General features: G+C 70.8%; 24 protein-coding genes. 11 read left to right on the forward strand and 13 right to left on the reverse strand.

Annotated elements, in window-relative coordinates; genetic code table 11:
- Positions 1–59: 59 nt before the first annotated feature.
- Both ASF49_RS14185 and ASF49_RS14190 read right to left on the reverse strand, forming a co-directional pair.
- Positions 60–1,472: a chromosome partitioning protein ParA gene (locus ASF49_RS14185; RefSeq protein WP_156653011.1), complete on the reverse strand. Its 1,413-nt coding sequence runs from the start codon at positions 1,470–1,472 to the stop codon at positions 60–62.
- A gap of 402 nt (positions 1,473–1,874) precedes the next feature.
- Positions 1,875–2,141 carry a hypothetical protein gene (locus tag ASF49_RS14190; protein ID WP_056473824.1) on the reverse strand — a complete coding sequence of 89 codons (267 nt, stop codon included), beginning with the start codon at positions 2,139–2,141 and terminating at the stop codon, positions 1,875–1,877.
- A 331-nt stretch (positions 2,142–2,472) separates the two neighbouring features.
- Between ASF49_RS14190 and ASF49_RS14195 the strand changes: the two genes are divergently transcribed.
- Positions 2,473–3,795 (forward strand): polyhydroxyalkanoate depolymerase, encoded by a 1,323-nt coding sequence (locus ASF49_RS14195; protein WP_056473828.1) that lies wholly within the window; start codon positions 2,473–2,475, stop codon positions 3,793–3,795.
- Between the two features lie 82 nt (positions 3,796–3,877).
- Here the strand turns inward: ASF49_RS14195 and ASF49_RS24510 are convergent, their stop codons facing one another.
- Positions 3,878–4,708, reverse strand: a complete 831-nt coding sequence (locus ASF49_RS24510) for a histidine kinase (protein ID WP_243214440.1) — start codon at positions 4,706–4,708, stop codon at positions 3,878–3,880.
- Positions 4,709–5,126: 418 nt separating this feature from the next.
- On the opposite strand from ASF49_RS24510, the gene ASF49_RS14205 reads away from it, so the two are divergent.
- The 7 genes from ASF49_RS14205 (at position 5,127) to ASF49_RS14230 (ending at position 10,059) form a co-directional block, all read left to right on the forward strand.
- The gene (locus tag ASF49_RS14205; protein WP_156653012.1) at positions 5,127–5,354 is read left to right on the forward strand and encodes a hypothetical protein; all 228 of its coding nucleotides are present in this window, start codon (positions 5,127–5,129) and stop codon (positions 5,352–5,354) included.
- 90 nt (positions 5,355–5,444) lie between these two features.
- Positions 5,445–5,618, forward strand: a complete 174-nt coding sequence (locus tag ASF49_RS23705) for a hypothetical protein (protein WP_156653013.1) — start codon at positions 5,445–5,447, stop codon at positions 5,616–5,618.
- A gap of 242 nt (positions 5,619–5,860) precedes the next feature.
- A complete protein-coding gene (locus ASF49_RS14210) occupies positions 5,861–6,127 on the forward strand; it encodes a hypothetical protein (protein WP_056473834.1) in 267 nt (88 codons plus the stop codon).
- Positions 6,128–6,289: 162 nt separating this feature from the next.
- On the forward strand, positions 6,290–7,171 hold the full coding sequence (locus ASF49_RS14215) for an alpha/beta fold hydrolase (RefSeq protein WP_243214437.1): 882 nt from the start codon (positions 6,290–6,292) through the stop codon (positions 7,169–7,171).
- A 289-nt stretch (positions 7,172–7,460) separates the two neighbouring features.
- The gene (locus ASF49_RS14220; protein ID WP_056473838.1) at positions 7,461–8,558 is read left to right on the forward strand and encodes a methionine ABC transporter ATP-binding protein; all 1,098 of its coding nucleotides are present in this window, start codon (positions 7,461–7,463) and stop codon (positions 8,556–8,558) included.
- Positions 8,548–9,213, forward strand: coding sequence for a methionine ABC transporter permease (locus tag ASF49_RS14225; protein WP_056473841.1), 666 nt, complete (start codon positions 8,548–8,550; stop codon positions 9,211–9,213). The genes ASF49_RS14220 and ASF49_RS14225 overlap by 11 nt, the downstream gene beginning before the upstream one ends.
- A 51-nt stretch (positions 9,214–9,264) precedes the next feature.
- Complete coding sequence (locus ASF49_RS14230) at positions 9,265–10,059, forward strand: MetQ/NlpA family ABC transporter substrate-binding protein (protein WP_056473842.1); 795 nt, start codon at positions 9,265–9,267, stop codon at positions 10,057–10,059.
- Between the two features lie 44 nt (positions 10,060–10,103).
- Here the strand turns inward: ASF49_RS14230 and ASF49_RS14235 are convergent, their stop codons facing one another.
- From ASF49_RS14235 to ASF49_RS14255, 5 genes are read right to left on the reverse strand one after another with little or no spacing between them, the layout of a single operon-like run.
- Positions 10,104–10,859 carry an ABC transporter ATP-binding protein gene (locus tag ASF49_RS14235; RefSeq protein ID WP_056473846.1) on the reverse strand — a complete coding sequence of 252 codons (756 nt, stop codon included), beginning with the start codon at positions 10,857–10,859 and terminating at the stop codon, positions 10,104–10,106.
- 35 nt (positions 10,860–10,894) lie between these two features.
- Complete coding sequence (locus ASF49_RS14240; RefSeq protein WP_056474423.1) at positions 10,895–11,698, reverse strand: ABC transporter permease; 804 nt, start codon at positions 11,696–11,698, stop codon at positions 10,895–10,897.
- A gap of 59 nt (positions 11,699–11,757) precedes the next feature.
- A complete protein-coding gene (locus ASF49_RS14245; protein ID WP_082511279.1) occupies positions 11,758–12,762 on the reverse strand; it encodes an aliphatic sulfonate ABC transporter substrate-binding protein in 1,005 nt (334 codons plus the stop codon).
- Between the two features lie 35 nt (positions 12,763–12,797).
- Positions 12,798–14,162 carry an LLM class flavin-dependent oxidoreductase gene (locus ASF49_RS14250; RefSeq protein WP_056473848.1) on the reverse strand — a complete coding sequence of 455 codons (1,365 nt, stop codon included), beginning with the start codon at positions 14,160–14,162 and terminating at the stop codon, positions 12,798–12,800.
- 12 nt (positions 14,163–14,174) lie between these two features.
- Entirely contained in the window at positions 14,175–15,392 is a 1,218-nt protein-coding gene (locus ASF49_RS14255) for an acyl-CoA dehydrogenase family protein (protein WP_056473849.1), read from the reverse strand.
- A 332-nt stretch (positions 15,393–15,724) separates the two neighbouring features.
- On the opposite strand from ASF49_RS14255, the gene ASF49_RS14260 reads away from it, so the two are divergent.
- Positions 15,725–17,122, forward strand: coding sequence for an LLM class flavin-dependent oxidoreductase (locus ASF49_RS14260; RefSeq protein WP_056473851.1), 1,398 nt, complete (start codon positions 15,725–15,727; stop codon positions 17,120–17,122).
- Positions 17,123–17,353: 231 nt separating this feature from the next.
- Here the strand turns inward: ASF49_RS14260 and ASF49_RS14265 are convergent, their stop codons facing one another.
- Both ASF49_RS14265 and ASF49_RS23710 read right to left on the reverse strand, forming a co-directional pair.
- On the reverse strand, positions 17,354–18,364 hold the full coding sequence (locus ASF49_RS14265; protein WP_335338465.1) for an NAD(P)H-binding protein: 1,011 nt from the start codon (positions 18,362–18,364) through the stop codon (positions 17,354–17,356).
- A 361-nt stretch (positions 18,365–18,725) separates the two neighbouring features.
- Entirely contained in the window at positions 18,726–18,929 is a 204-nt protein-coding gene (locus tag ASF49_RS23710) for a hypothetical protein (protein WP_156653014.1), read from the reverse strand.
- Positions 18,930–19,228: 299 nt separating this feature from the next.
- On the opposite strand from ASF49_RS23710, the gene ASF49_RS14270 reads away from it, so the two are divergent.
- Both ASF49_RS14270 and ASF49_RS14275 read left to right on the forward strand, forming a co-directional pair.
- On the forward strand, positions 19,229–19,438 hold the full coding sequence (locus tag ASF49_RS14270; RefSeq protein ID WP_056473860.1) for a hypothetical protein: 210 nt from the start codon (positions 19,229–19,231) through the stop codon (positions 19,436–19,438).
- A 234-nt stretch (positions 19,439–19,672) separates the two neighbouring features.
- On the forward strand, positions 19,673–19,954 hold the full coding sequence (locus ASF49_RS14275; protein WP_056473862.1) for a DUF2312 domain-containing protein: 282 nt from the start codon (positions 19,673–19,675) through the stop codon (positions 19,952–19,954).
- A 370-nt stretch (positions 19,955–20,324) separates the two neighbouring features.
- Here the strand turns inward: ASF49_RS14275 and ASF49_RS14280 are convergent, their stop codons facing one another.
- Genes ASF49_RS14280 through ASF49_RS14290 form a run of 3 tightly spaced genes read right to left on the reverse strand, consistent with a single transcriptional unit; the run spans position 20,325 to position 22,702 of the window.
- Positions 20,325–20,999 carry a response regulator gene (locus ASF49_RS14280; RefSeq protein ID WP_056473863.1) on the reverse strand — a complete coding sequence of 225 codons (675 nt, stop codon included), beginning with the start codon at positions 20,997–20,999 and terminating at the stop codon, positions 20,325–20,327.
- Complete coding sequence (locus ASF49_RS14285; RefSeq protein ID WP_243214434.1) at positions 20,992–22,218, reverse strand: sensor histidine kinase; 1,227 nt, start codon at positions 22,216–22,218, stop codon at positions 20,992–20,994. The genes ASF49_RS14280 and ASF49_RS14285 overlap by 8 nt, the downstream gene beginning before the upstream one ends.
- Entirely contained in the window at positions 22,163–22,702 is a 540-nt protein-coding gene (locus ASF49_RS14290) for a methanogen output domain 1-containing protein (protein ID WP_243214432.1), read from the reverse strand. Before ASF49_RS14290 ends, ASF49_RS14285 begins: the two co-directional genes overlap by 56 nt.
- Between the last annotated feature and the right edge of the window lie 67 nt (positions 22,703–22,769).

Genomic DNA, 22,769 nt, shown 5'->3' on the forward strand with positions numbered 1-22,769 from the left:
GCGCCGCGCCGTCTCTCGATGGGGTGAAGGGGTCGACGGGGCCGGGTCGGGGGCGGACCCTACTTCTCGGGCGCGGGCGTGAACGGGCGGACGTTGCTCGGCTCGGCCGGGACCTGGGCCTGGGCCGGCTCGGGTCGCGCCGCCTCGTCCGCCGCGAAGCTGCGGGCCGAGCGGCGCAGGGCTTCGTGCTGCTTCTGCAGGGCGACCCGGCTCTCGCGGGCGATGTCGAGGGCGCCCTGCGCGAGCTTGCGCTCCGAGCGCTCGTGCTGGAGCTCCTCGATCAGGCGGTGGTTGACGGTCTCGAAATCGGCGCGCTCCACCTCCTGGCGGTGGACGAGATGGTCGATGCGGTCGGACAGGCTCGAGGCCCGGCCGAGGGCCTGCTCCAGGGCCGCGTCCTTGGCGGCCATGGCCTTGGTCAGCATCTCGCAGCGGTGCTCGAATTCCGAACGGGTCCGCTGCATCTCGAGGAAGCGCTCGTTCTGGCGGGCGAGATCGGCCTGGGCGCTCTCCAGCCGGCGCTCCAGGGTGACGCGCTCGATCGAGGCCTCCTTGAGCCCGCGCTCGGCGGAGCGGCCGGCCTCGTCGCGCTCGCGCAGCTGGGTGCGCAGCTGGGCCAGCATCTGCTCGGTGGCGGCGAGCCGGCTCGTGGCCGCCTCCACCCGCATGGCGAGGCTCGCGCGCTCGGTGCGGTGATTGGCGATCTCGGCCTCGGACTGAGCCTCCGCCTTCCGGGCCGCGGCGACCTCGGCCGCCAGCTGCTGCTCGATCGTGTGCAGGGCGACGCGCCCGGCCTCGGCCTGGCCCTCGAATTCCTGGGCGCGAGCGATGAGTTCGGCGAGCTGCGCCGCCTGCGCCTCGCTGAGGTTCTGGAGCCGGAGGTTGTCGCGGTCGAGGGCGTGGCGGCTCTCGCGCAGGTCCTGCAGCTCGCTGTCCGACCGCGCGAGCGCCTGGTCGAGGGCCTTGGCCTCGACCCGCAGGGCCTTGCTCTCCCCCTGCAGGGCGCGGCTCTGCTCGGTCTCGGCGAACAGGCGCCGCTCCAGGTTCTCGGCCTGCTGGGTCCTGTCGCGCAAGGCGATCCGCACCTCCTCGGCCGCCGCATCGCGGGCCTGGAGGCTGGTCTCCAGGTGGTGCAGCTGGATCTTGGAGGCCGCGACGTCGTTCGTCACCGCGGCGAGGCGGCCGGTGGCGTCGGCGAGGTCGCGCCGCAGCGTGGCGGCATTGCCCTGCTCCATCGCCAGCAGGGTCTCGAGCTCCGCCGTGCGGACCTTGGCCCGCGGCAATTCCTCGGTGATGGCGACGATCGGCACCAGCAGGGCCGAGAAATCCGTCTGGAGCGACTTCAGGTCGTCGAGCCGCTCCGACATCTCGGCGACGCGGAAACGCAGGCTCTCGTTGTGCTGTCCAAGAGAATCCAGTGAAAGGTCTTCGCTCTCCAATGGACGCTCAGACGTCTCGACCTCTTCACCCATGCGGATAAAAGGCACCTCGGGTATTGGAGTACGAGCCGGCGCATCGACCTGATGGGAAGACGTCGCCCTGCTTTCACTTGCGGTGGATTTGCGGAGTGAAAGCCAACTCATTTCTAGGGTCCATCCTCTTCGCGCACGGCCCGCGAGGTGGATTCATCAGGGTTGCAATTTCTTCCGCCTGTCAATCAGGCCACACGGGGCGTGTTGGCAAAATCTTAACGTATGGCTTTTGTGGCGCACGACCCTGCGAGTGCTGCGAGTGCTGCGCTGTGCTTCATCGATGGGAAGGTGAACCGCCGCACTTCGACCGGATGCTGCAGCACAACGGCGCGCCAGGACCCGGACGGACTCACGCAAGCGTGAAGACTCAGCGGGGGACAGGATGGACCCGGCCCGCGGCGCTCAGCCCCGGCCTTCGGAATCCCATCCGAGCGGCGGCTCCGCCGCGTCGGGTCGGAAATCGCCCCAGGACTCGCGGGCCGCCCGCCAAGCCAGCAGATGGACGAGGGGAAGCCGCACCTCGACGACGAGGTCGTCCTCCAGGAGGCCGGGAATGACCTCCGTGGTCGCGTCGGGAAACCGGGCGACGACGGCCGCCTCGATCCGCCTCAGGCGCGGGAGCTGGTCCGCCGTCGGTTCGACGATGATGTGCTTGATGACCCGGATCATGCCCGGTCATCGCATGGCGGGACCGCGGCCGTCAGCCGGACAGGTTGTCCGGGCGGGGCGCGCCGCTGGGCGCTGGATCGCGGCTCGCGCGGAGGGCGGCCCGCCGGATCACGGCCACCTCCGGAACTATGTTGCACAAACGCACCACCCCGAGCCATCTCGCCCGCTCCCCCGAAAGTCGGGGAACCACAGGGGCGGCACTTGGTATACCCTTGCGCAGATTGCTCAAGGAATGCGCGTGCCGCCTGAACGCAACGCAACATAGTGCCGGAGCGTTGAGCATTGTCGGACGAGCGGCTCCGATCTTGGCGAGCCGGAAGGATAGACCCGTATGCTGTACCTGATGCGTGACGTCTGCGACCTGATGCTCATGCCGGCGCGGATGGCGGCCGGTGTCGCCAGAACGGCCTACCAGAACCCCTTCAGCCCCTTCGCCTACACATCGAGCAGCCGCGCGATGGCGGCCTCCTGCGAATTGTTCGAACGCACGACGCGCAGCTACGCCAAGCCCCGCTTCAACCTGCCCGCGGCCGAGCGCGTGGTCTGGGAGAAGCCGTTCTGCCGCGTCATCGCCTTCGGCGAGCCCTCGACCAAACCCAAGCTGCTCCTGGTGGCTCCGCTCTCCGGCCATTACGCCACGCTGCTTCGCGGCACCGTGAGCGCGTTCCTCGACACGCATCAGGTGTTCATCACCGATTGGGCCGACGCCAAGCAGGTGCCCCAATCGGCCGGCGCCTTCGATCTGGACGACTACATCGATTACTGCATGGCGATGTTCGAGGCGCTGGGCCCCGACCTGAACGTGATGGCGGTGTGCCAGCCGTCCGTGCCCGTCCTCGCGGCCATCGCCCGCATGGAGGCCGAGGATTCCCGGTGGCTGCCCCGCTCGGCGGTGCTGGTCGGCGGCCCCATCGACACCCGCCGCTCCCCGACCGCGGTGAACAAGCTCCCGCAGGAACACGCCATCGAGTGGTTCGAGCGGCACTGCATCCACCCGGTGCCCTGGCCGCAGATCGGCCACGGCCGCAAGGTCTATCCCGGCTTCCTCCAGCTCGCCGGCTTCCTGAGCATGAACCTCGACCGGCATCGGACCGCGCATTGGGACATGTTCGATCACCTCGTGCAGGGCGACGGCGACTCGGCCGCCAAGCACCGCGAGTTCTACGACGAGTACCTGGCGGTGATGGACCTCACGGCCGAGTACTACCTCCAGACCATCGAGAGCGTGTTCATCGAGCATCGTCTGCCGAAGGGCGAGATGCTGCATCGTGGCCGCCCGGTGGACCTCGCCGCGATCCACCGCTGCGCCGTGATGGCGATCGAGGGCGAGAAGGACGACATCACCGGCATCGGCCAGACGCGCGCGGCGCTGGACCTGACGCCGAACCTGTCACCGGAGAAGAAAGCCTACCATCTCCAGATCGGCGCGGGTCACTACGGGATCTTCAACGGCTCGCGCTTCCGGGCCGAGATCGTCCCCGAGATCAGCGCGTTCATCGCGGCGCACGGCAACGCCGCGGCGAGCCGGGCGGAGATCCGTCCGGTCGCGGAGGCGGTGCCGTGCCCGGAGGAGACTGCCCTGCCGCCCGTCCCGGCCTTCCTGGCGGAAGCCGCGCAGGCCACCACCGGCGTCCCGGCCAGCCTGCACGCCTGAAGCCAGCGCGCCACGTCCGGACGGCCCTGCACCGCTAAACGGGGTGCGGGGCCGTCTCGCAGCCGCAGCGAATGCCTCAGGCTCAATGGAGCGACGTCGGCTGCGGCCAGAAGGCCCGCATCCAGGCCGCCGCCATCGCGTCACCGGGGGCCATGCTTTCCGGAGACGGGCTTTCGGGCGCCATCGCTTCGGTCGTGCGCCGCTGGAGCTCGTCCAGGCGCCGGTCCAGGGCCGCACGCCGGCGCTGCCGCCGCTGCTCGATCTGCTGCAGGATCGTCCGCTTCTCGGCGGCGGGGCCGGTCCAGCCTTCGAGGCGCTCGCAATCCACGCGGTACGCGAACTCGACATCGGCCCGCGCGGCCAGGGTGGATTGGAGATCGCGCGTCAGATCGTCGAAACCGGGCTCCGGCCCGTCCGCGCCGAGGGTCTCCGGGCGGTCCCGCCGTCCGAGATCGGTGATCTGCACCAGCTGATTGGAGGCCGCGACCACGGCGCCCGACGCGTCCCGCAGGGGCGTGGGATAGGGCATGAACGAAATGCGCGTGCCATCCGGCCGCTCCAGCACGGCCTGGACACCGCGGACCAGCCGCCCTTCCCGGATCGCCACGGCCATCGGGCATTGGTCCAGAGGCAGCGGGGCGCCCTCGGTCGTGAAGATCCGCCACGCGCCGCACCAGCGGGTCTTGCCGAGCTCCGGACGGTAGCCCCAGAGTTCGGCCGCCGCATCGTTGTAGTAGGTCAGCCAGCCATCCGCATCGGTCGTGTAGAGCGGCGACCTGAACTGCTTGAACAACTCGGCCCGCGAGGGCTCGTAGTTCCAGCCGCGATCTGGACCAACGAATTCGAATTCGTCGTCATCGGGAAACATGGCACACTCCTCGACCGGCGGGCACGAAATGCCCGCACCAAGCACTTCGGTCGCCCCCCTCTGTCGCGGGTGCCTGCGAGCCGTTCCCGCCCTCGAAAGGACGAAGCCGGCCCGTCGGTGACGCACGCGGCGTCGCACTCCAGATCGTCCAGCGCCACGGGATTGTGCCTCGGAGCTCCCGGGGGCGGTCGCTCCTGGACGCCATGACCGGCTCACGCCGACCTGGGCTCTCCCGTCTCGCTCTGCACGGACACAGGTTCGTCGCACAAACCAGATGCCGCAGCAACGGGGCTCGTGACAAAAATTCCGAGCGGCCGCCCCAAGCATCTTCGTTGCCGACGGCAACAGATCTCATTTATCAATTCCCTGGAATACAATATTAGATCGGAAAATCCGATGAATGGGGGAGGCGGATCGACCCGAGTTGGCTCAGGTCTTGAGGATCGTTCGGTGGGAGATCCCGATGCGACGCCAGGAACCAGCCGTTCTGATCGTGACGATCTGGGGATTATTCGCAGTCCTCGCGCTGTTCGGCCAGGCTCGGATGCCGGCCGTGGGGTCGACGGTATCGGCTCTGGCCGATGCGGAAAGCCCGTTCGCGATCATCGAGACCGCGCGCCTTGAACGGGATCGTGACACCGCACGGGCCGCCCCCGCACCGGCGACCAGCCCGCAATCCGCCCCCCGCTGACCACGCGTGATTCGGCGATCCGCCGAGTCGGCGCCTTGGACGTGAGACCGGCGGAGGCTCCTTCCCGACGACCCTGAAGAGGTTCATCCAATGCGTCGATCGACCCTGTTCGCCGCGGCCCTGGGCGTGGCCACCCTGGCCTTCTGGGCCGTGATGTTCACGAGCCCCCCGGTCACCGAAGCGGGCGCCATCCCGGGGATCGACATCCGGAACCTCACCCTCGCGGCGCATCCGAGGACGGCCGAACCCTACGACGCCTTCTGATCCCCGGCCCCATCCGTCGAGCGGATCTCCGTCCGATCCAGGCTCGGGCAGGCGGCGCCCCGGCCCGATCGGGAGCGATGGCCGGCGCAGACGGAGGCGGGCGCCCGGACAGGAGGCCATCCGCGTCGGCGGTCGCCGACGCATGCGACATTCCGGGGAGCGCGTCCGGCACGCCCGACGGCACCGCACCGCTTCGGTCGTTCCGACGCCCGCGTTGGCCCAACATATGCGAAGATCGCGGAATGACGCGCCTCGACGGCACCCGAGACAACACGTTCCTGGCCGGCCCCCTGACGGAGGAGAATGTCGGCGCGGCCATCGACGCCTATCTGGCGGATCCCAGCATCACGGCCTTCGCGTTCGAGGACGGTGCCCGGATCGACCTCACGGACGGCGCCCCCCGTCAGGCATGGGCCTGCGTCGCCGACGCGGACGCGATGTCGGTCGCCCGATTGAAGCGCGGCGTCGTCCGCACCGCGATCATGCTGGCCCGGCTGGACCGGGACTGACGTCGGCCGACATCGCTCGGGACGAGAGCCCGCCGGCGCAGGCCCGCCGCTGCCCTCCGGAGCACGAGGCACCGATCGCGCCGGCTTGACCGCGGCGGATCACGGGTCGATGCCGGCCTCGGCTGAAACGGGAAGACGCGTGTGCCCCTGCGACGAATCCTTGTGACGGCTGGCGCGATCGTCGCCGTCCTGGCTCCGGTCCGGGCCTGGGTCCGGCTGGGCACCGGCCGCAGCGCGACGCGGGGCCGGCTCGCCGCGAGCCGGATCCGCGTCGACGGCCTGACGATGCAGGCCCGCGTCTCGGTGGACCCCGTCCCGGATGACCGGCTGCCCGTGATCCTCGTCCACGGCCTCGGGATGTCGAGCCGCTACATGGTTCCGCTCGCGCGCTGTCTCGCCCCCCACCTCCGGGTCTACGCGCCCGACCTGCCCGGTTTCGGCGCGAGCGAGAAGCCGGACCACGTTCTGACGGTTCGCGAACTCGCGGATGCGCTGGCGGCCTGGGTGCAGGCGGTCGGGGTGGAGCGCGCGGCCTTCGTCGGCAATTCGCTCGGCTGCGAGGTGCTGATCGAGCTGGCGCTGCTCCATCCCCGGCTCGTCGACCGCCTCGTCCTGCAGGGGCCGACGCCGGACCCGGAGGCGCGCACGCTGGTTCGGCAGGTCGTCGGCTTCCTTGCCATCGCGCCGTTCGAGCGCTGGTCGCTCGCCTGGGTGGCGCTCTCCGATTATGCCCGGGGCGGGATCGGACGCTACATCCTGACCCTGCGCAGCATGGTCGACAATCGCATCGCCGAGAAGGTGCGCCGGATCGGACAGCCGACGCTCGTGGTCTGGGGCACGCGGGACGACATCGTTCCCCGGTCCTTCGTCGCGGACCTCGCCGACGCCCTGCCGCGCGGCCGTCTCGCCGTCATTCCGGGCGCCGCCCACGGCATCAACTACTCGCATCCGGAAGCCTTCACCGCAGTCCTTCTCCCGTTCCTCCTCGCGGCGGGGGACGAGGCGGCGGAACGGGACCGAACCTCTGCGGTCGGCACGGCCTAGCGCATCGGTGGCGCGCTCGCCCCGCACCAGCCACCGCCACGGGGCCGGTCCGCTCGGCGCCGTCTGCGCAGCGCGCGTCGCGGTCCCGGGGAAGAACCTTCTCGCGCGACCGTCCGGCACCAATGGCTTCATCCTTGGCGGCACCGTAATTTGGTCTCTGCTTTCATTAACTTGATGTGGATCGGACGCGGATAAATGAAGCCCAGTCTTGTGCTTCATGAGACCTGCTCTCGTCTTCCGGCTCCTCAGGCTGGCAAGCGCGGGACCGGGCCGCGGATCATCCCCGTCCATGCCGTCAACCGCCCATCCAGCCGAAGCCGCGATCCGCTTCGAATCCGTCTCGAAGACCTATGCGCCCCGGCGCGGCGGCCCGGCCGTCGCCGCCCTCCAGGGCATCGACCTCGCGGTTCCGGCCGGGTCGATCCTCGGCATCATCGGGCGCTCCGGCGCCGGCAAGTCGACCCTGATCCGCCTGATCAACGGGCTGGAGCGGCCGAGCGCGGGCCGCGTCTGGGTCGGGAAATCCGAGGTGTCGGCCCTGCGCGAGCGGGACCTGCGCGCCCTGCGCGCCCGGGTCGGCATGATCTTCCAGCACTTCAACCTGCTCTCGTCGCGGGACGCGGCCGGCAATGTCGCGCTGCCCCTGGAGATCGCCGGCTGGGCGCCGGCCGCGATCCGGGTGCGGGTCGCCGAGCTACTCGATCTCGTGGGGCTGGCGGACCAGGCCGGGCGCTATCCCGCCGAGCTGTCGGGCGGGCAGAAGCAGCGCGTCGGCATCGCCCGGGCGCTGGCGACGCGGCCGGAGGTGCTGCTCTCCGACGAGGCGACCTCGGCCCTGGACCCGGAGACCACCCGGTCGATCCTGGCGCTCCTGGGCCGCATCAACCGGGAGCTCGGCCTCACCATCGTGCTCATCACCCACGAGATGTCGGTGGTGCGCGCCGTGGCGGACCGGGTCGCGGTGATCGAGCACGGCGCGATCGTCGAGGCGGGCTCGGCCTTCGCGGTCTTCACCCGGCCGCAGGCGGAGATCACCCGCTCCCTCCTGGCCGGTGAGATGGGGCACGGGCTGCCGCCGGCGCTGGCGGCGCGGATCGGGGCCGGCGGCCGCCCGGGCGCGACCGTGGTGCTGCGCATCGCCTTCGAGGACGCGCCGGACGGCAGCGCGATCCTGGCGCGGCTCGCCCGCGAGACCGGCATCGAGGCCGCGATCCTGGCCGGCACCGTGGACGAGATCGGCGGCCGTCCCTTCGGCTCCCTGGCGATCGGGCTGCCGCCGGCGCCCGACGTGGCGGCACGGGCGCGGGCCTATCTCGCGCAGCACGGCATCGAGAGCCAGGTCCTGGGATACCTGCCGCCGGCCCAGGAGGCGTCCCGTGTCGCCTGAGCTGATCCGCCTCCTCGTCCAGGCCACCCTGGACACCCTCACGATGGTGGCCCTGGCCGCCTCCCTCGGCACCCTGTTCGGCCTGCCGCTGGGGATCTTCCTGGCGACGAGCCGGCGGGGCGAACTCCTCGCCGCGCCGATCGCGAACGCGGTCCTGGGCTTCGTCGTCAACGCGACCCGCTCGACGCCCTTCATCATCCTGGTGGTGGCGATCATCCCCTTCACGCGGCTCGTCGCCGGCACCTCCATCGGGACCCTCGCCGCCACGGTGCCGCTCACGGTGGCGGCGACACCCTTCCTGGCGCGCCTGATCGAGGCGGCGATCCGGGAGGTCGATCCCGGCCTGGTGGAGGCGGCCCGCGCCTTCGGCGCCCGCCCGGGCCAGATCATCGCCAAGGTGCTGATCCCCGAGGCGCTGCCCGGCATCGTGTCGGGACTGACCCTGGCCGTGGTCTCCCTCCTCGGCTTCTCCGCCATGGTCGGCGCCGTCGGCGGCGGGGGCCTCGGCGACCTCGGCATCCGCTACGGCTACCAGCGCTTCCGGCCCGAGATGATGCTGGCCGTGGTCGTCGTCCTCGTGGTCCTCGTCCAGGCGGTGCAGACCGTCGGCGAGGGCCTGGCGCGCCGCCTGAACCGGCGCGTCCGGCAGGCCTGACGCCCCCCTCGCCCTTCATCACCCTCCCGCCCCCAATCCGGACGATCCGCCATGCTGCGCGCCCTGACCCTCGCCGCCCTCCTCGCCGTGTCCGCGCCGCTCCCGACCGCACCCGCGCGGGCCGAGCCCCTGACGCGGGTCCGCATCCGGGCGACGCCGGGGCCGCACGCGCAGATCCTGGAGGCGGTGAAGCCCATCGCGGCGACGCGCGGGCTCGACCTCCAGATCATCGAGTTCTCCGACTACGTCGTGCCGAACGAGGCGCTGTCGGCCGGCGAGATCGAGGCGAACTCGTTCCAGAACCAGCCGTTCCTCGACAACCAGAAGGCCGACCGGGGCTACCGGATCACCGGCGTCGGCCTCACGGTGAACTTCCCCCTCGGCATCTATTCGAAGCGCCACGGGAGCTTCGACGCGGTGCCGAACGGCGGCACGATCGCGATCCAGAACGACCCGACCAATGGCGGGCGCTCGCTGCTCCTCCTGCAGGACAAGGGGGTGATCAAGCTGGCGGCCGGCACCGGGTTCAAGCCGACGGTGGCCGACATCGTCGAGAATCCGCGCAAGCTGCGCTTCATCGAGGTGGATGCGGCCCAGACGCCCCGCGCCCTCGAGGACGTGGACGCCGCGGCGGTCAACACCAACTACGCGACGCCCGCCGGCCTCAAGCCCTCCGACGCGCTCCTGAAGGAGGCGCCGAAGGGACCCTACGTGAACATGCTGGCGGTGCGCGAGGCCGACAAGGACAAGCCCTGGGTCAAGGCCCTGGTGGAGAGCTACCGCACGCCCGAGACCAAGGCCTTCGTGGAGACGACCTTCGGCGGGGCGGTGCTCACGAGCTGGTAGGGCGCCGAGGCCCGGACGCGCCGCACGGCGTCCGGGCATACCCGTCAGACGGCCAGGGCCGCCCGGCGCGCGGATGGGGCGAGGGACTCGTCCAGCAGCGCCCGCAGGACCCGCGAGGTCCGGAGATGGGCCACGGCATCCCCCGAGCGCGGCGCTTCGACCGCGACCGTCCGGTGGATGCGGCCGGGATGGGGGCGCATGACCACGACCCGGTCCGCCAGGGCAGCGGCCTCGGCGACGTCGTGGGTGACGAGGACGATGGTCGGGCGGGTCTCGGCCCACAGCGCCAGCAGGTGGCGGTGCAGATCCTCGCGCGTGACGGCGTCGAGGGCCGAGAAGGGCTCGTCCAGCAGGAGGACCCGGGGGTCGGCCACGAAGGCCCGGGCGATGGCGACGCGTTGCTGCTGGCCGCCGGAGAGCTCGCGCGGCCAACGCCCCGCATGATCGGCGAGGCCGACGCGGGCGAGCGCCCGGGCGACGCGGGTTCGGCGCTCGGCCGCCGGCCGGTCCGCGAGGCCGAAGCCGACATTCTCGGCGATGCTCAGCCAGGGCAGCAGGCGCGGCTCCTGGAAGACGAGGCCGAGGCCGGGATGCGGGCCGGCGATGGTCGCGCCGTCGAGTCGGATCAGACCCGCCGTCGCCGCGTCGAGGCCCGCCACGAGGCGCAGGAGGGTGGTCTTCCCACAGCCCGAGCCGCCGACCACGGCGACGATCTCGCCCGGCGCGAGGGAGAGGGTCAGGCCGGCGAGCGCCTGCGTCCCGTCCGCGTAGGTCTTCGCGAGGTCCTGGATCGTCAGCATCGCCGTGTGTCCGAGGCACTGTCCATGGGGCGGTCCTAGAGGACGCCGCGGCTGACGTCCTGCCAGCGCAGCAGCGGGCGGGTCGCCAGGACGAGGAGGCCGTCGGCGAGCTTGCCCAGCCCGGCGAAGGCCAGGATGGCGGCCAGGATCTGGTCGGGCTTCCCGAATTGCTGGCCGTCCACCAGGAGGTAGCCGAGCCCCTCCGAGGCGCCCATCAGCTCGGCCGCGACCACGAACAGGAAGCCGAGCCCGAGGCCCGTGCGGAGCGCCACCAGGGTGCCGGGCAGCACCGCCGGCAGCAGGATGCGGCGGGCGAGCGCGAGGCGCGACAGCCGGAAGATGCGCCCGACCTCCACCAGCTTGCGGTCCACCGAGGCGATCGCGCCGGAGACCCCGACATAGACCGGGAAGAACACCCCGACGGCGATCAGCACCACCTTCGGCGTCTCGAGGATGCCGAGCCACAGGATGAAGAGCGGCACCCAGGCGAGGGAGGGCACCGCCCGCAGGGCCTGCAGGCTGGGATCGAGGAGGTGCCGGGCGACCGGCAGGGTGCCGGTGAGGGCGCCCACGAGGATGCCGGCGCCGGCGCCGGCCACGAAGCCGAGGGCGACGCGCAGCAGCGTCGCCTGGACATGCAGCCGGAGGTCCCCGGACTGGGCCAGCGCCAGCAGCGTGCCGAGGATCCGGCTCGGCGGCGGCAGCAGCCGCCCCTGGGCGAGACCGGACCGGATGGCGAGCTCCCAGCCCAGGGCGAGGGCCAGGGGGATCAGCACGCCGAGGACGAGGCGGCCGCCCGCGCGCCCGGCATGCCGGCGCCAGGAATGGTCCAGCTCCATCGTCGCCGGAGCGGCGCCGCCCGCGCCGGACGCGAGGAGCGGGGACGCGGCTCCCGCGCTCACCGCTCGGACCCGGCGGTGAAGCGGGGATCGATCAGCCCGTCGACCGCCGCGGCCACGTCGGTCTGCGCCGGGATCACGCCGGCCTGCTGCAGGGCGAGGCCCGCCGCCCGGATGCTCTCGGCCTGGACCCGGCCGATCCCGGGCCGGGTCAGGTCGGTGCGGGCGAGCTGGCGGGCGATCACGGCTTCGGGCAGCTTCGTCGCGGCGACGAGGGCGCGCGTCACGGCCTCCGGGTCGGCGATCGCGGTGGTGCGCGCCTGCTCGTAGGCGGCGATGACGATCCGGACGAGGTCCGGATGGGCCTTGGCGAAATCCTCGCGCACGTCGAGGACGCCCCAGGTGTTGGCGGCCGGGTCCCGGAAGAACAGCCGGGTGCCGCCCTCGATCTCGGAGGCCGCCATCATCGGGTCGAGGCCGGCCCAGGCATCCACGTCGCCGCGCTCCAGGGCGGTGCGGCCGTCGGCGTGCTGGAGCAGGACGAGCTTGGCGTCCTTCTCGGTGAGCCCGGCGCCCTGCAGGGCGCGGATGAGGAAGATGTGCGGATCGGTGCCCCGGGTCACCGCGATCCGCTTGCCCTTGAGGTCCGCGGGCGTCCGGATGCCGCTGTCCCGGGTGGTCACCAGGGCGGTCCATTCAGGCTGCGAGTAGGCGTAGATCGCCTTGACCGGGTTGCCGTTGATGCGCGCCAGCAGGGCGGCCGCGCCGGCCGAGGAGCCGAAGTCGATGGCCCCGCCGTTGAGGAATTCCAGCGCCTTGTTCGAGCCGAGCGACTGCGTCCAGCGGACGGCGATGCCCCGCTCCTTCAGGGCGGCTTCGAGGAAGCCCCTGTCCTTCAGGACGAGGCTGACCGGGTTGTAGGTCGCCCAGTCGAGGCGGACTTCCGTCACCTCGGCGGCCTCGCTCCGCCGGGCCGCGCCCAGCGGCAGGAGGACCGCGCAGGCGAGGGCGAGGAGAATACGGCGGGTGGGGGAGGTAACGCGGTGCCGCGGGCGGATCGTCATGGGCTCGGGGTCCTGGGGCGGAGAGGAGGGACGGGTCACGGGGCGGTCGGCACCCGGATCGCGGCGGCGGGGTGGCGATGGGGCGGGCGCGGCAATCCGAGGTTCTCGCGAAGGGTGCGGCCCTCGTAGTCCGTGCGGAACAGGCCGCGGCGCTGGAGCTCGGGGATCACCAGGGCGGCGAAGTCGTCGAGGCCGCCGGGCAGGGTCGGCGGCATGATGTTGAAGCCGTCCGCCCCGTGGGCCTCGAAGCGCTCCTGCAGCGCGTCGGCGATCCGCTCCGGCGTGCCGACCAGGGTCCAGTGCCCGCGCGCGCCGGCGATGCGCAGGGAGAGCTCGCGGATGGTCAGCCCGTCGCGCCGGGCGAGCGTCAGCATCAGGGCCTGCCGGCTCTTGCCGCCCTCGGTCTCGGGCAGGTCGGGCACCAGGGCGTCGTCCGGATAGGCCGACAGGTCGGCGCCGGCCAGCTGTTCGAGGAGCGAGCGGCCGACCACGGGGTGGATCAGCTCCTGCAATTCCCCGTAGCGGTCCTGGGCCTCGCCCTCCGTGCGTCCGACGACCGGGAAGGCGCCGGGCATGATCTTGAGATGATCCGGGTCGCGCCCGAAGCCGGCCATGCGGCCCTTCACGTCGGCGTAGAAGGCGGTCGCGTCCGCCAGGGTCGTCTGGGCCGTGAAGATGATCTCGGCGGTGCGGGCGGCCAGCGCCTTGCCGGCTTCCGATGACCCCGCCTGCACCACGACCGGGTGGCCCTGGGGCGGGCGCGGCACGTTGAGGGGCCCGCGCACCGAGAAGTGCGCGCCCTCGTGGGCGAGGAGGTGCAGCCGGTCCGGGTCGAAGAACCGGCCGGACTCCCGGTCGCGCACGAAGGCGTCGTCCGCGTAGGAATCCCAGAGGCCGCGGACCACGTCGACGAACTCCTCCGCCCGGGCGTAGCGATGGGCATGGGCGAGGTGGCTCTCCCGGCTGAAGTTCCAGGCCTCGCGCGGATCGGCGGAGGTGACGAGGTTCCAGCCGGCCCGGCCCTCGCTGAGGTGGTCGAGGGAGGCGAACTTGCGGGCGACGTGGAACGGCTCGTTGTAGGTGGTGGAGGCGGTGGCCACGAGGCCGATCCGCTCGGTGACCGCCGAGAGGTGGGAGAGCAGGGTCAGGGGCTCGAACTGGCCGACGTAGCGGATCGCCGTGCGGCTCAGGGCGTCGATGTCCTCGCCCCGGACCGCGACGCCGTCGGCGAGGAAGATCAGGTCGAACTTCGCCGCCTCCGCGGTTCTGGCGATCCGCCGGTAATGCGCGGCGTTGACGCCGGCATCGGCCTCGGCGGACGGGTGGCGCCACGCCGCGACGTGGTGCCCGCCGGGATACAGGAAGGCGCCGAGGCGCATGCGGTCGGAGCGGGCCGGCATCGCGGGTCTCCCTCAGGCCGCGCCGACGCGGTACTCGCGCGGCGGCGCGGTCCCGTTGACCGCGAAGGCCCCGACGATGCGGTCGCGGTAGATCCGCGGATTGTGCGAGGCGATGGTGCGGGCGTTGCGCCAGTAGCGGTCGAGCCCCAGCCCCTCCTTCACCGCCGAGGCGCCCAGCGCGTCGAACAGGCCGGTGGTGGCCTCCAGCACGAGGTTCGTCACCACGGTGACCGCCTGGTTCACCTCGACATCCGCGAGCGCCGCCGGTCCCGTCGTCTCGGCCCCGTCGCGGCGGGCCTCGAACACCCGCTGCAGCGCCTCGGCCGCCTTCAGCACGATGGCGCCGGCCGCGTAGGCGTTGCCCCGGACGCGACCGACCACGGCCTGGATCTGGGGATCGTCGCCGCTGCGTCCGGCATTGCCGTGGCTGTAGACGCGCCGGCGCTCGGCCACCAGCCGGGCGACGTCCTCGGCCGCCGCCCGGCCGATGCCCGCCAGCGTCGCGAGGTGGACGAGCTGGAAGAACGCCATGGCGTAGGGGAAGCGCGCCGGGTCCGGCTTGATCCAGTCGGGCTCGACCACGACCCCGGTGAAATGCGCGGTGCCGCTCGCGGTCAGCGCCTGCCCGAACCCGTCCCAGTCGTCGACGATCTCCACGCCCGGGGCCTGGGTGGAGACCGCCGCGACCACGGGCGCGCCGTCCTCGTCCTGGGCCGAGAGGTGGATCCAGTCGGCGAACAGCGAGCCGGTGGTGTAGAATTTCCGGCCGTCGACGACCCGCTCGGCGCCGCGCCGGCGCAGGACGGTGTCGAACTGGCCGACCCTGGCCTCCCCGGTCTCGGAGACGCCGCTGCCGATGGTCTGGCCGGCGGCGATCCGCTCGGTCCAGCGCGCCCGCCAGACGGGCGAGGTCGAGCACAGCACGTCCTCGGTGAAGCCGAAATGCGCGCGGAGCGCGTTGGTGACGTTGGAATCGGCCTGCGACAGCTCGATCAGCAGGTTGAACAGTTCGGGCAGGCTCGCCCCGTGCCCGCCCGCCGCCTCGGCCAGGCGCAGGGTTGTGAAGCCCGCTTCCTTGAGCCAGCCGATCTCGGCATGCGGCAGCCGGCGTTCGCCGTCCCGCGCCACGGCGGTGGCGCGGATCTCGGCGAAGGCCGGGCGAAAGCGCGCGGCGAGATCCTCGTAGCGGGCGCTCGGGCCGGCCCCCCAGCCCGCATCCGTTTGCGACATGATCCTGCAATCCCGTCCTGAGCTGCGTCCGCACCCCGCCCGAGCCGGCTGGACAATACGGGCAGCAGCCGTTGAGATCCGGGATTATCGTCAGAAACTCAAGTCTTCGTCGCAGGAATGACGTGCAATCGCATGCATTTGGAACACAGATCTCCAAGATCATCTTTGGAAGGACGATCATGCTCTGGAGGATGCGCTCGGAAAAAGAAGGTTCTTGTTGACCGGATGGCCGGGACCAATACCCTGAACCTCGCAGCCTCCCGCCTGCCCGTGGCTCCCGCCTGCCCGGGCCAGATCCGGCGCGGCCACGCCCCCTCCGGACGGATCCTTCGATGACGACGCGCCGAGAACTCCGGCTGAACGCCTTCCAGATGGCCTCGCCGGGCCACACCTGGGCCGGCCTGTGGCGGCATCCGCGCGACACGGGCAGCGCCTATAACAGCCTCGACCATTGGGTGGACCTCGCGCACACCGCGGAGCGCGGCCTCTTCGACGGGGTCTTCCTCGCAGACGTGCTCGGGCAGTACGACGTCTATGGCGGCACCGCCGACGCGGCCCTGGCGCGGGCGGCGCAGGCGCCCAACCTCGACCCGTTCCTGGTGGTGCCCGCCATGGCGCAGGCGACCCGCCACCTCGGCTTCGGCGTCACCGCCAACCTGACCTACGAGCACCCCTATCCCTTCGCCCGCCGGATCACGACCCTCGACCACCTCACCGGCGGCCGGGTCGGCTGGAACATCGTCACCGGCTATCTCGAGAGCGGCGCCCGCGGCATGGGCCAGGACTCGGCCCGGGCGCACGACACCCGCTACGAGGCGGGGGACGACTTCCTCGAGGCCGCCTACAAGCTCTGGGAGGGCAGCTGGGAGGCGGGCGCCGTGCGGCGCGACCGGACTGGCGGCGTCTTCACCGATCCGGCACGGGTCCACCGCATCCGCCACGACGGGCCGTACTACCGCGTCGACGGCCGCCATCTCGCCGAGCCCTCGCCCCAGCGCACGCCGGTGCTCTACCAAGCGGGCACCTCCCGCCGGGGCAAGCGTTTCGCGGGGCGCCACGCCGAGGCCGTGTTCCTCAACGGCCAGACGAAGGCGCTGGCCGCCAAGGCCGTGCGCGACCTGCGCGAGGCGGCCCGCGCCGCCGGGCGCGACCCCTACGACATCCGCGTCTTCCTCGGTGCCACCGTCATCGTGGCGCCGACCCGCGCCGAGGCCCTGAACCTGCGCGACGAGTATGCGCGCTACATCGATGTCGAGGGCCAGCTCGCCCTGGTCTCGGGCTGGACCGGCATCGACCTGTCGGCCCTGGGGCCCGACGAGGCCCTGGCCTACGTCAGGACCAACGCCATGCAGTCCCTGGTGGAGAACCTGACGCAGGCCGGGGAACCGCCCTTCACCCGGGCGGACTTCGCCGAGTTCGGCCCGCGCGGGGCGCGCGCACCCTTCATCGTCGGGTCGCCCTCGGAGGTCGCCGACGAACTCGTCGCCTGGGCCGAGGCCACCGACGCCGACGGCTTCAACCTGACCCGCGCGGTGGCGCCCGAGACCCTGGCGGCCTTCGTCGACCTCGTGGTGCCGGAGCTTCAATCGCGCGGCGCCTTCAAGACCCGCTACGCGGAGGGTACGCTGCGCGAGAAGCTGTTCCCGGGCAGCGGGCCGCTCCTCAAGGCGACCCATCCCGGCGCCGGGTTCCGCCGGGATGCTGCAGCAGCCCTGCTGGCGGCGTCGTGAGGCGGAAACCGGAGATTTCCGGCTTGCGGCGAACCGCCCGCCGCCATCGGTCGAACACCTATCGGCTGTCTCCAGTCCGCCTGTGAGAGGCCGGCCGGCATCGAGGCACCGGCACCGGCCCGACCAGGACGCAGTATTCAGGTTTCGTGGAATCCGGGAGCGGTCACCCGACCACTCGCTCCGGTCGTAGGATCCGGAGGCCCGATCCGTCGAGAGCGAAGCGCGCCGGCCTCAGAAGACGGAATGATCGCCGCGCTCGACCACGGCTTCGCCTCGGACGAGGCGCGCATAATAGTCGAACAGTGTCTGCGAACCCGTCGAAGGGGTGGCGCTCGCATCGTACCGACCCGTCGCCGGATCCAGGACGAGCATGGATTCCGTCGCGTAGTAGCGCCCGATGCGGGCGAGCTCCGCTTTCGCGGCGAGGGACGGCACCAGGCGCCCGAACGCACTCAGACCCGCTATGATCACGTCCAGCAGCCTGACCGGGACATGCCTGAATCGCGGCTCGCGCCCGAGCAGGGCGAACAGCCGCTCGCCCTGTGCCTTCGGCGTGATCGCCTCGCCCGGTCCCCCGATCGGGAGGACGCGATTGCGCCGGTCTTCCCGATCGAGGCACGCGGCGAGATAGGTGCCCAGGTCGTCGTCGCTGATCGGCTTGCACGCCGTCAGCATTCCGTCACCGAACACCAGGAACGGCTTTCCGCGTCGCACGCGGTCGAGCTGCCCGGAGAGCGACTTGAAGAAGGCCGTGGGCCGCACGATCGTGTAGTCGAGATCGGATGCGATCAGCGCCCGCTCGAAAGCCAGTTTGGCGTGCTGGAAGGCGAGGACCGGCCTCTGAACGCAGATCGCCGAGAGAAGGACGACGTGCGTCACGCCCGCAGCCCGGCTCATCTGCAACGCGCTCATCTGCGCCCGATAATCGATCGCCCACGCATCGTCCGGCAATCCCGTGCGCGACGCGAGGCACGAGACCAGGACGTCGAAGGACTCACCGCGGAACCCGTCACGGTCGAGCGACGCGGGATCGGTGACGTCCGCGTACCGCACGGCGGCACCGGAGAGCAGCCGGGCAAGGTCCGCTTGTCCCGAAGGATCGGCGCGCTCGGCGCTGCGTCTCACGAGGCATGAGACCGCGTGACCGCGGGCCACCAACGCCCGCACGGTCGCACGACCGATCGTGCCGGTCCCGCCGAGAACGAGAACACGTCTCGGTCGGCCCTCCTGCGGTCGATTCACGCTCACACCTCCCGTGCCGAATTCGACCAGCTCCGGCAGTTTTCAAGGCACGTTAGCATCCGCGACAGAACGAATGGCGAGTTCCCTGGAGCGTGGCCCTGCCTGCGGCATGGCTCTGCGCGACGTCGCGGACGAATCCCGGAACGGACGGGGCCTGCGGCCGACGAGTGTGCCGCAACGCTGCGCCCAGTCTCGCCGGCGCTCCGGACGGGTGGGGCGGCTTGATGGCCTGGCGCGAGCGGGGTTCGAGCCGGAAGCGTTCGTTTCAGCGTGTCCGGCGGTGGCGACGATTGATTTCGTCTCGCGGATCTATCGCCGCCTCACATCAAGGCCCATGGAAAAGCGGGCAATCCGCGCAGTCCTAGCGAACGAGGGCCACCACGAGCGTGAGAGCACAGCTCAGCGCCAGGCAGGCTGAAATCGGCAAGATCCGCAACGCCTTGAAAAAGGAACCTGGGTTGTCGTTGGCAGCACGGCCGCAAGCATGCAGTCTGTAGCGATCGAGCGCAGGCTCGGGCGGCGTGATCCACTGCTCAGAAGCTTCGAGATTTCTGACGGCAGACATGCAGAAACTCCAATCCTTTCGCGAGCGAGGACCGATATCCACGCGATACGCACGAACTCGGCTGTTTCTCGGGCGCGTTTCCGAACCGGATTAAGCAGATCGCCGACCCCCTGTCCATGCAAAATAGCGCGTCGCGGGCCGAGAGCGTCGAACTATACTACTTGAAAGTAGGGGCTGGGCCTGCCTTCGGGCCTGTGCATGCGTCCAGCGAATAACTGGTATTTGGCATCTGGCATACCAAAGCCGCGAGGTCGGTGTCATAGATGCTGCACCGCAAACGACCACCTGGGCCCCGCACCATGATCACCCTGCTTCTCGCCGTTCTCGCTGCCGGCACTGCCAACGTCGCGCTGGTGGCCTTCATGGCCGATCGCCTCGGCCCCAAGGCCGGTGCCGCCGCTTCTGCCGGCGAGCTCGTCGCCACGAGCCTGGGCGCGTCCGCCAAGGCCGGCGCCGTCAAGGTCGGAAACCAGAACGCATCGGCCGGCAGGGCCGCGGTCGCCGCCTGAGCCAGCCTCGGCGCCCCATTGAAGCTCTAAGTCCAAGAGCCCTGCCAGTTCCTGGCGGGGCTTTTTTCATGCGCGCCGCGACCGAGCTCGACACGGACCGACGACGGCGACACGGGCGGCCCGCGCGACGGCTCCCGCGTCGCGGAGGAATTCGCGCAGATCCCGCGGCGCGCTTTAACCTCTCGCTTACCCAAAGCCACGAGGTTGCGGGTCGGAACAGCCCAGGGAGAGAGCATGTCCGACACCATCGATACCGTTGGGGTTGCCGGCGACCGTATCCGCTCGATCATCGAGCGCGTCGAGAAGGTCGAGGAAGAGATCAAGGACCTCATGGAAGCCAAGAAGGAGATCTTCCTCGAAGCCAAGGGCGAGGGCTTGGACGTGAAGATCCTCAAGGAGATCTTGAAGCTGCGCAAGCTGGACCAGGATGCGCGGGACGAGCACGAGACGCTGCTCGACGTCTACCTGCGTGCGATGGATGCTCCGAGCCCCGCTCCGATGGCCGAGGCGGCCTGAGCGGCCGATCGCGAACCCGACCCGGCGCCGCGCCGTCGTGGAGGTCCGAGGATCTCCACGGCAGTGCGCCTGAGGATGGCCAGGGCCGAGATCCCGGCCTGCCGCGCCGAACGATTCTGAGTGACGGGCACGGGCGTCGACGGGGCAGGGGGCGGCGCGCGCCGCCCGAAAGCGGATGCGTCGGCCGCACGCCCTGCGCCGATCCAGGGCTCCCGAGCCGTCGCCGCTGGTGATGAGCGGAGTGCTCCACGGGGCTGCGGAAACGGAACATCCTCGGGAAACACCGACATCGCCCTGGGAACGGCCCCTCCGCGAAGGCGCGGTGACAGCCTCGGCCATTTCGCCGAGGTCGCCGGTCGCGAGCCCGGCCTCACCGAACCGGAATGTCACCCTGCAGCCACCCCTGCAGGATCGCGAACTGGACGATCTGGGCTCTGCTGGTGATGCCCAGCCTGCAGCAGGCCCTGGCCTTCTGGGTTTCGACGGCCTTGGCGGTGGCTCCGAGGCGATCCGCGACCTCCTTGCTGGTGAAACCGAACGCCACGTAGCGAAGGATGTCCCGCTCCCGGTCCGTCAGGGAAGCCCTGTCCTCGTCATGGACGGGACCGGCCACGAGGCGATGAGGCCCCGCGGAGCGGGCCGGCAGGCAGGGGTCGATATAGGTCCCACCGGCGCAGACCGCCCGCACCGCCTGCGCGATGTTGAGGAAGGCCGAGCGTTTCAGGACGTACCCCCCCGCTCCGGCCTCGAACGCCTGATCGATGTAGACCCGGCTCTCGTAGACGCTCAGGATGATCGTGCGCGCCGGGCTTTGCCGCTCGCCGAGCCTGCGGATCACCGCGACCCCGTTCAGCTCGGGCATGGGGAGGTCGAGGATGGCGATGTCGGGCGCCAGGTCCAGGGTGGCCTGGACCGCCGCCGTCCCGTTGTCCACGGAGGCGACGATGACGACCTCGCCCGTCTGGGCGAGCAGATCGGCCACGCCGTGACGGAACACCGGATGGTCGTCCGCCAGGACGGCCCGGATGAGGGTCCGCTCAGACATCCTCGGATGCCTCCTCCGCCAGCCAAATCCGCGCCATGACGGTGGTTCCGCGCCCCGGCGAGGATTCCAGCTCCAGACTGCCGCCGACCAGGGCCATGCGTTCCCGCATCCCGACCAACCCGAGCTTGCCCTGGGCGACGAGGGCGAGGGACGAGGCATCGTCCGCCTCGAAGCCGATGCCGTTGTCGTCGACCGTGAGCGTGAGATGGGTGGGGCCGAACAGCAGCACGACCGAGACGCTGCTCGGCGCGCCCGCGTGCTTGGCGACGTTCGTGAGGGCCTCCTGGGTCAGGCGATAGAGCGTGATGGCGACCTCGGTCGACAACGCCGCTTCGGGTCCGACCATCTGGAACTCGGTCGCGACAGCGGTGGTCCGGCCCCATTCACCCACGAGATGACGCAGGGCCGTGACGACACCGAACTCGTCCAGCGCCGCCGGCCGCAGTTCCAGGGTGACGCGCCGGAGGGCCTGCCCGATGTCCTGGGCCTGCCGCAGAAGTTGGTCGATCTCGGACTTGGCCTTGGGATCCGCCAGCTGCGAAGTGAGGCGCCGCAGCCCGAAATTGAGGGCGACGAGATGCTGTCCCGCATGGTCGTGGAGATCCCGGGCAAGCCGGCGCCGCTCGTCCTGTCCCGCGCGGTACAACCGGTTCAGCACCTTGTCGCGCTCGCGTTCGGCCGCCTCGCGCGCCGCCGCATCCTCCTCCAGACGGCCGAGCAGGCGTCCCCGCTCCTCCAGGAGGACCTGCATCTGCCGCGCGCGGCGCCTGCGCTCCTGCATGATGCGCCGGGCGTCGTGAAGCTTGCCGGACAGGACCTTGAAACGCCGGTCGAAGGCCGCTCCGTCGAGATGGAGCAGGACCGAAACGCCTTCGCCCAGTTCCCGGAGGCGTGCGCGGGCTCCGAGGCAGGTGTGGCGCTCCGGGACGCCGTCGACGCCCTCCAGGAACACGGCACCCGGCACGAGGGCGCCCGTCGTGGCGCAGCAATCGAGGTAGCGGAGGAAGGCGTCCCGCCTCGGGCCATGCGCCACCGGGATCTCGCCGACCCGGAGCGCGGGAAGGGACTCGCGGGCGGCCGAGTTGAGGGCCTGCAGCGGCCCCCCACGGCGCACGATCAGGATGGGGCCGGGGACGAACTCGAAGAGCGCGTGGAAGTCGGACCTAGGCGTCGCCCCGTCCGTAATAGGCCTGCCCTCCCTCGCCAGGAGCGTCGGCATCGAGGTCGATGACGATCCGGCAGCCGTCGGCGCCGCGGGCGAGGGTGTCTGCGAGGGTAACCCGTCCATAGCCCTGGCTCTCCGCAACCATGTGGCCGAACACGTGCGAGGTCATCTTGCAGAGCGCCGGGCACGCCCTGGCGAGGTCTCCGAAGGGACAGCGGTGATTGCCGAGGACGATGCGGTCGTCGGAGTCCTCGATGACGTAGAACTCGCCGCCCAGCCGTCGCTTCAGGTCGACGAGGGCGCCCGGAAGCACCTTGCGGTTCAGCCGTGGCGTGCCCGCCGCCGCGAGGTACTGCTTCTGGATCTCCTCGGAGACCGCAAGGCCGACGAGGTTGATGAAGCCGCTCGCCTCGCGCGTTCCGACGGTGTCTTCGAGGGTCGCGCTCAACGCCTTGACGACCAGGGCGAGATAGCCCTCGCGGTCGATCGAGATCGGCGCCTCACCAAATTCAGAATCGCTGGTCGCTTGATTCGCCATAACACGAAGCCCCCTTTGCACTTAGCTTTTCAAATCGATAGCACCACCTTTCGACAAAATCTACATG

The sequence above is a fragment of the Methylobacterium sp. Leaf104 genome, assembly GCF_001422885.1.
Lineage (GTDB): Bacteria > Pseudomonadota > Alphaproteobacteria > Rhizobiales > Beijerinckiaceae > Methylobacterium.

Excerpts from the sequence above, each read along its gene's own strand:
- ASF49_RS14255 (WP_056473849.1), bottom strand. The coding sequence starts at position 15,392 with ATGTCGCAAACGGATGCGGGCTGGGGGGCCGGCCCGAGCGCCCGCTAC.
- ASF49_RS14270 (WP_056473860.1), top strand. The coding sequence starts at position 19,229 with ATGATCACCCTGCTTCTCGCCGTTCTCGCTGCCGGCACTGCCAACGTC.
- ASF49_RS14185 (WP_156653011.1), bottom strand. The coding sequence starts at position 1,472 with ATGGGTGAAGAGGTCGAGACGTCTGAGCGTCCATTGGAGAGCGAAGAC.
- ASF49_RS14240 (WP_056474423.1), bottom strand. The coding sequence starts at position 11,698 with ATGGAGCTGGACCATTCCTGGCGCCGGCATGCCGGGCGCGCGGGCGGC.
- ASF49_RS14280 (WP_056473863.1), bottom strand. The coding sequence starts at position 20,999 with ATGTCTGAGCGGACCCTCATCCGGGCCGTCCTGGCGGACGACCATCCG.
- ASF49_RS14290 (WP_243214432.1), bottom strand. The coding sequence starts at position 22,702 with ATGGCGAATCAAGCGACCAGCGATTCTGAATTTGGTGAGGCGCCGATC.
- ASF49_RS23710 (WP_156653014.1), bottom strand. The coding sequence starts at position 18,929 with ATGTCTGCCGTCAGAAATCTCGAAGCTTCTGAGCAGTGGATCACGCCG.
- ASF49_RS14230 (WP_056473842.1), top strand. The coding sequence starts at position 9,265 with ATGCTGCGCGCCCTGACCCTCGCCGCCCTCCTCGCCGTGTCCGCGCCG.
- ASF49_RS14210 (WP_056473834.1), top strand. The coding sequence starts at position 5,861 with ATGACGCGCCTCGACGGCACCCGAGACAACACGTTCCTGGCCGGCCCC.
- ASF49_RS14250 (WP_056473848.1), bottom strand. The coding sequence starts at position 14,162 with ATGCCGGCCCGCTCCGACCGCATGCGCCTCGGCGCCTTCCTGTATCCC.
- ASF49_RS14245 (WP_082511279.1), bottom strand. The coding sequence starts at position 12,762 with ATGACGATCCGCCCGCGGCACCGCGTTACCTCCCCCACCCGCCGTATT.
- ASF49_RS14235 (WP_056473846.1), bottom strand. The coding sequence starts at position 10,859 with ATGCTGACGATCCAGGACCTCGCGAAGACCTACGCGGACGGGACGCAG.
- ASF49_RS14220 (WP_056473838.1), top strand. The coding sequence starts at position 7,461 with ATGCCGTCAACCGCCCATCCAGCCGAAGCCGCGATCCGCTTCGAATCC.
- ASF49_RS14205 (WP_156653012.1), top strand. The coding sequence starts at position 5,127 with ATGCGACGCCAGGAACCAGCCGTTCTGATCGTGACGATCTGGGGATTA.
- ASF49_RS14190 (WP_056473824.1), bottom strand. The coding sequence starts at position 2,141 with ATGATCCGGGTCATCAAGCACATCATCGTCGAACCGACGGCGGACCAG.
- ASF49_RS23705 (WP_156653013.1), top strand. The coding sequence starts at position 5,445 with ATGCGTCGATCGACCCTGTTCGCCGCGGCCCTGGGCGTGGCCACCCTG.
- ASF49_RS14195 (WP_056473828.1), top strand. The coding sequence starts at position 2,473 with ATGCTGTACCTGATGCGTGACGTCTGCGACCTGATGCTCATGCCGGCG.
- ASF49_RS14285 (WP_243214434.1), bottom strand. The coding sequence starts at position 22,218 with ATGCCGACGCTCCTGGCGAGGGAGGGCAGGCCTATTACGGACGGGGCG.
- ASF49_RS14260 (WP_056473851.1), top strand. The coding sequence starts at position 15,725 with ATGACGACGCGCCGAGAACTCCGGCTGAACGCCTTCCAGATGGCCTCG.
- ASF49_RS14275 (WP_056473862.1), top strand. The coding sequence starts at position 19,673 with ATGTCCGACACCATCGATACCGTTGGGGTTGCCGGCGACCGTATCCGC.